General features: G+C 71.1%; 4 protein-coding genes and 1 pseudogene. All 5 read left to right on the plus strand.

Annotation, left to right across the window (positions count from 1 at the left end; all coding sequences use genetic code 11):
* The first annotated feature begins 1 nt into the window (after nucleotide 1).
* A complete protein-coding gene (locus ACFC51_RS27895) occupies nucleotides 2–763 on the plus strand; it encodes an SDR family oxidoreductase (protein ID WP_376531458.1) in 762 nt (253 codons plus the stop codon).
* A 43-nt stretch (nucleotides 764–806) separates the two neighbouring features.
* The gene (locus tag ACFC51_RS27900) at nucleotides 807–1,583 is read left to right on the plus strand and encodes a cyclase family protein (RefSeq protein ID WP_376531460.1); all 777 of its coding nucleotides are present in this window, start codon (nucleotides 807–809) and stop codon (nucleotides 1,581–1,583) included.
* 1,433 nt (nucleotides 1,584–3,016) lie between these two features.
* Entirely contained in the window at nucleotides 3,017–5,191 is a 2,175-nt protein-coding gene (locus tag ACFC51_RS27905; RefSeq protein WP_376531462.1) for a discoidin domain-containing protein, read from the plus strand.
* 151 nt (nucleotides 5,192–5,342) lie between these two features.
* Nucleotides 5,343–5,717: a VOC family protein gene (locus ACFC51_RS27910; protein ID WP_376373671.1), complete on the plus strand. Its 375-nt coding sequence runs from the start codon at nucleotides 5,343–5,345 to the stop codon at nucleotides 5,715–5,717.
* 171 nt (nucleotides 5,718–5,888) lie between these two features.
* Nucleotides 5,889–6,103, plus strand: a pseudogene (locus ACFC51_RS27915) (GNAT family N-acetyltransferase); the annotation flags it as partial.

The following is a 6,103-nucleotide window of genomic DNA, read 5'->3' on the forward strand; positions in this document are numbered from 1 at the left end:
CGTGGGGCCGGGTGGGCCCGCCGACGGCAAGGTCGCGCTCGTGGCCGGCGGTACCCGGGGCACGGGGTTCGCCGTCGCCCGTACGCTGATGCGGCGCGGCTGCCACGTGTTCCTCAACTACGCGCACGACGAGGCCGGGGCGAAGGAAGCGGTGACCGCCCTCCAGAGTGAGGAGCTGCCCGGGACCGCCACGGCGCTACGGAGCGACATCACCCGGCCCGACGCCCTGCCCCGGCTGCTGCGCGGGATCCGGCAGCACCACGACCGCCTCGATTTCTTCGTGCACAGCGCCGTCTCGTTCCATCCGATGGACGCGGCGGATCCGGCGCCCGAGGGGGTGGCCACGGACCTGACGGCAGCGCTGGCCCCGCTGGTGTACGGCGTCCGGCCGCTCGCCCGGGCCATGGCGGGCGGCCCGGGACGCGTCGTCGTCGTGTCCAGCACCGGCGCCCGGCGCGTGGTCCCCCGCTACGTCGGCGCCGGGATCGCCAAGGCCGCGTTGGAGGCGCAGGTCCGCTATCTGGCCGTGGAGCTCGCCCCGTTGGGCATCACCGTCAACGGCGTCTCCACCGCGAAGCTCGACAAGGGTCCGGGGAGCGGCGATTCCGACCTGATGCGGGCCCTCGCCGCAAGGACTCCCGCGGGACGGCTGACCACCCCGGACGACATAGCCGCTGTGGTGGCGCTGCTCTGCTCCGACGACGCCCGGTGGATACACGGTCAGGTGATCACGGCCGACGGCGGTCTGACCCTGCGCGCGTGACGAAGCACGTATCCCTGACCTGCGGAACACAGCGGAGGACAGCATGCGGATCATCGATCTCTCCACCCCGATCGACGCGACGGCCTGGGAGCCCGAACCCGTCGAGCACCAGGTGATGAGCGCCGCCGACGGCGCCAAGCACATGAGCGAGGAGATGCGCGCGCACTTCGGCATAGAGTTCGACCCGTCGGTACTGCCCGGTGGGGAGTTGCTGTCGATCGACACACTGAGCCTCACCACGCACACCGGCACACACATCGATGCGCCCTCGCACTACGGCTCGGTGGCGGCCTACGGCGACGGGCGGCCCCGCCACATCGACGAGTTGCCGCTGGAGTGGTTTCACGGCCCGGGAGTGGTCCTCGACCTCTCCGGTGCCGGTCCCGGCACCGTGGACGCCGCGTTCGTGAGCCGGGAGCTGAAACGGATCGGCCACACGGTGAGCGCGGGCGAGATCGTGCTGCTCCGCACCGGCGCGTCCCGGCTCTCCGGCACGCCTGCCTACTTCACGGACTTCACCGGCCTGGACGGGTCGGCCACCCATTACCTCTTGGACCAGGGCGTGCGGGTGATCGGCACGGATGCGTTCAGCCTGGACGCACCTTTCCGCCACATGATCGAGCACTACCAGCGGACCGGCGAAGCCGGCGCTCTGTGGCCCGCCCACTTCGCGGGCCGCGACCGGGAGTACTGCCAAATAGAGCGCCTCGCCCACCTGGAGTCGCTCCCGGCTCCCACCGGATTCGACGTGAGCTGCTTCCCTGTGAAGATCGCGGGAGCGGGCGCGGGCTGGGCCAGGGCCGTGGCACTGCTGCCCTGAGCGCTCCCCGGGCGGTCCGGTCGCCGGCCGGAGGCACGGGCTAGCGTCCGCTGGTCCCCGTACGGCGGCCGGTGTCCCGTTCCCCAGCTGTGCGGTTCACGGTTGATCGCGCGTGCGCGCACGGTCCGCCACCACCCCCTCCCCCGGGCCGTCGTCGTTCGGCCGCTCCTCGCGGTCAGGGTCCCGCGCCGTCCGGACGCCGGTGGTACTGCGGACCGTGATGGGTACGGTGCACGACCGACCGCGGGCAAGACCACCGCCCCACTGAGACCGATCCGGAGGCCGACCCGGCCGTGGGATCACCCGCCCACAACGCCCCGCTCGGGCAACCGCCGCAAAAGGCCAGGGCAGGCGTATCCGAAGTGCGCTGGCAAGAACGGACCCCGTCGACCTGCCCGGCCTGACCCCGCTGCTCTTGTCGCACGTCCGGCCCTGCGGCGAGGATCACCGCGTTCACGCGCTGCTCGGGCGGGTGCCCGGTCCATACCTGCCGTACCTTGCCCACCCGTTGGGGCCGGCCCGGGGATTCCCCGGAATTCGTGTTGATGCCGTACGTCCAGGTCGCGCCGGAGGGCGGCAGTACGGGCAGCACGATCACGGCGAGCACCGAAGCCGCGACGGCGGTTCCGACCATCAGGCCACGCACTTGGTCCGGGCGGGAGTGCTGGCTGTCGTGCAGATGTGCCGCCACCGCGCCCCATCTCCCCGTACGACCCCTTCGGCCCCCTAGAAGTCCCCCCGCAGCTATGGCGGGTGGCAAAACGGCGTCGGGGCCGTCACCCTCGCAGTTCCTCGGCTGCGAGTACCGGTGCTGGTCAGCACACCTCGGCGCCCCCGCGCGAGACGGGATCGGCCCCACTCGCGGCGTCAGCGATGCCGTGCCGGCGCGCAGGGCCGGACGTCCGGGCGCCATCCTCACCGGCGCCGACCTCCCGCACATAAAAATCGACACTTAATAAAAGATGAAAGATAAGCGGTGCACGGTTCTTGACCTCACGAGTGGGCGCGCGCCAAGGTTCGGGAGAGCGCTCTCCCGTCGGTTTGCTTCTCAAGGAGCCCCCAGATGCCAGCAGTTGGTCTACCCCTCGTCGCGGTCCCGCCGCCCGGAGCTGCCCGCAAGGGACTCGCCGGCGCGGTGCGGGCCACCATCCGGAACGGTCGTCCACCTCGGGCATCTCGATGATCCCGTCGACGGTGGTGTCCTCCCCCTGATACACCCCGGTCCGGCCCGCCGGGACGGACCGGGAACAACGCCCTCCGGGCGGGGTTCCAGCCCCGCGCCCCCGCCCGGAGGGGCGGCGCCGGAATGCGCGCCGGCACAGGGACGCCCCGCTCCGCCGAGCGGAGCGGGGCCCCTTCCCCACACGCCGGACGGCTCCAGGAACCCCTGCACGTGTCCCGCCGCCCGGAATCCGAACCTGCCAGGAGCAGACATGTCACCACTCCTCCCCCACCCTCCACGGGCACGGCGCCGCGCCGGCGTGCCCCTCCTCACCCTCGGCGCGCTGATCGCGTCGTCCCTCACCCTCACCGCCTCCCCTCCCGCCGGAGCTGCCGAGACCCTGCTGTCCCAGGGGAGACCCGCCACGGCCTCGTCCCAGGAGGGCGAGGCGTTCGGGGCGTCCGCAGCGGTGGACGGCAATCTCACCGGTACCCGCTGGGCCAGCCAGTGGAGCGACCCCCAGTGGATCCAGGTCGACCTCGGCAGCAAGCAGAACGTGAGCCGTGTCGTACTCACGTGGGAAGCGGCGCACGCCAAGAACTACGAACTCCAGGTCTCCGACAACGGAACCGACTGGCGCTCCCTGAAGACCGTCACCGGAAGTGACGGTGGCACCGACGACGTCGCCGTGTCCGGCGCGGGCCGCTACGTCCGGATGCTCGGTACGGCCCGCCCCGGTGGGTACGGCTACTCGCTGTGGGAGTTCCAGGTCTACGGCGGCGGGGACGGCCCGCCGCCCGCCACCGGGGGCAAGGTCGCCGTGACAGGCTCACAGGGCAACTGGCAGCTCACCGTCGGCGGCAAGCCCTACCAGGTCAAGGGGCTCACCTGGGGGCCGTCCGTCGGGGACGCGGCCCGCTACATGCCGGACCTCAAGTCGATGGGTGTAAACACCATCCGGACCTGGGGCACCGACGGCTCCAGCAAGCCCCTGCTCGACGAGGCCGCCGCCAACGGCATCCGGGTCGTCAGCGGCTTCTGGCTCCAGCCGGGCGGTGGGCCCGGCAGCGGTGGCTGTGTCAACTACGTCACCGACACGGCCTACAAGAGCAGCTCGCTCACCGAGTTCGCCAAGTGGGTCGACGCCTACAAGAGCCACCCCGGTGTCCTGATGTGGAACGTCGGCAACGAGTCGGTGCTCGGCCTCCAGAACTGCTACAGCGGCACCGAGCTGGAGAACCAGCGCAACGCATACACGTCCTTCGTCAACGACGTGGCCAAGAAGATCCACTCCATCGACCCGGACCACCCGGTCACCTCCACCGACGCGTGGACGGGCGCCTGGCCCTACTACAAGCGCAACGCTCCCGACCTCGACCTCTACTCGATGAACTCCTACGGCGACATCTGCAACGTCCGCGGTGCCTGGGAGCAGGGCGGCTACACCAAGCCCTACATCATCACCGAGGGCGGACCGGCCGGCGAGTGGGAGGTCCCGGACGACGCCAACGGCGTACCCGACGAGCCCACCGACGTGCAGAAGGCCGAGGGCTACACCAGGGCGTGGGGCTGCGTCACCGGACACCAGGGGGTCGCGCTCGGTGCCACGCTGTTCCACTACGGGCTGGAGCACGACTTCGGCGGCGTCTGGTTCAACCTGCTGCCCGACGGCCTGAAGCGCCTGTCCTACTACGCGGTGAAGAAGGCCTACGCCGGGTCGACGAGCGGGGACAACACACCGCCCGTCATCACCAACATGGGTGTCACTCCGGCGAACGCGGCTCCGGCGGGCAAGGAGTTCACGGTCCGTGCGGACGTGCGGGACCCGGACGGCGACGCGGTGAAGTACAAGATCTTCCTGAGCGGCAACTACGCCAGCGGCGACAAGGGGCTCGTCGAGGCCCAGTGGCGGTCCACCGGCAACGGCACCTTCGCCGTCACCGCACCCGAGAAGCTCGGCGTGTGGAAGGTGTACATCCAGGCCGAGGACGGCCGCGGCAACGCCGGAATCGACACGAAGTCGGTCAAGGTCGTCGCGCCGCCCGTGGACGGCACCAACGTCGCTCTGAACAAGGCCACCACCGCCTCCTCCTTCCAGGCCTCGTACGGCGACTGCCCGTGCGCTCCCGGCCTCGCCACGGACGGGAAGACGGAGACACGCTGGGCCAGCGACTGGAGCGACCCCCAGTGGATCCAGGTCGACCTCGGGGCACGGACCGCGTTCCGGAAGATCCAGCTGGTCTGGGACCCCGCCTATGCCAAGTCCTACGACGTGCAGGTCTCCGACGACGGCAGCACTTGGCGCACGGTCCACACGACCACCTCGGGCAACGGGGACATCGACACCATCGATGCCTCCACCACCGCCCGGTACGTACGGCTCCAGCTGAAGGCCCGCGGTACGGCCTGGGGCTACTCGCTGCACGAGTTCGGCATCTACAGCTGATCACCGCGAAGCGTGCCGCATGACCGGCAGGGCCCGGCCGTCGCCACCACGGGACGGCCGGGCCCTGCCCTCACGCCGCACGGCCCTCCGGAAGGACCGGAGCGGGCGCGCGCGGATGCGTGGGGCCGGACCCCGGGGGCAGGGTGGGGTCATGACGACGATGCTCGGTGCCTTCGTTCTCGGTACTCCCGATCCGCCCGCCCTGGCCGACTTCTACCGTGCCCTGCTCGGCTGGCAGGAGGTCGACCGGTCGCCCGAGTGGGTGCGGCTGCGCGCTCCCGAGCAGGAGCGCCCCGGCCTCAGCTTCCAGCTGGAGGCCGGTCATGTGCCGCCCGTGTGGCCGCAGCGACCGGGCACCCAGCAGATGCAGGCGCACGTGGACCTGCAGGTCGACGACCTGGAGGCGGAGACCGAGCGTGCCTGCGCCCTGGGCGCGACGCTGGAGGAGCACCAGCCGCAGCAGGACGTGCGGGTCCTCCGTGACCCTCACGGTCACCCCTTCTGCCTCTTCCTTCCGGGCGCCTGAACGCCCGCGTCACAGTGATGAGCAGTCACAGGTGCCTGAGGAGAGTGATCACAGGCAACCGGCGGCGGTGGCGCCGTGCATCCCGCCTCTGCGGCTTCCCGCGGGGCGGGTGGGGAGGTGCTCTCCGAGGCCCGGGGCGGCACGTGGTTCCTGCTGTGTGATGCCGGCAGCATGACTGATCACCCGGGGATCACCGTGGTACGACGCCCCGGCGAGACCTCTCCGGCCTGGGACGGCCTGGCCGCTCTGCCGGCCGCCTACCACCTGCGGACCGAGGCCGAGAAGGGCCGGCCCGTTGCCGGTCCGGACGGACTGCCGCACCGCTACCGGTCGGAGGTCGGCGACCCCCGTACAGCCTTCGTCGGCGATGTCGTGCTGGTCGCCCC

It is taken from the genome of Streptomyces sp. NPDC055962 (genome assembly GCF_042270185.1).
Taxonomy (GTDB): Bacteria; Actinomycetota; Actinomycetes; order Streptomycetales; family Streptomycetaceae; genus Streptomyces.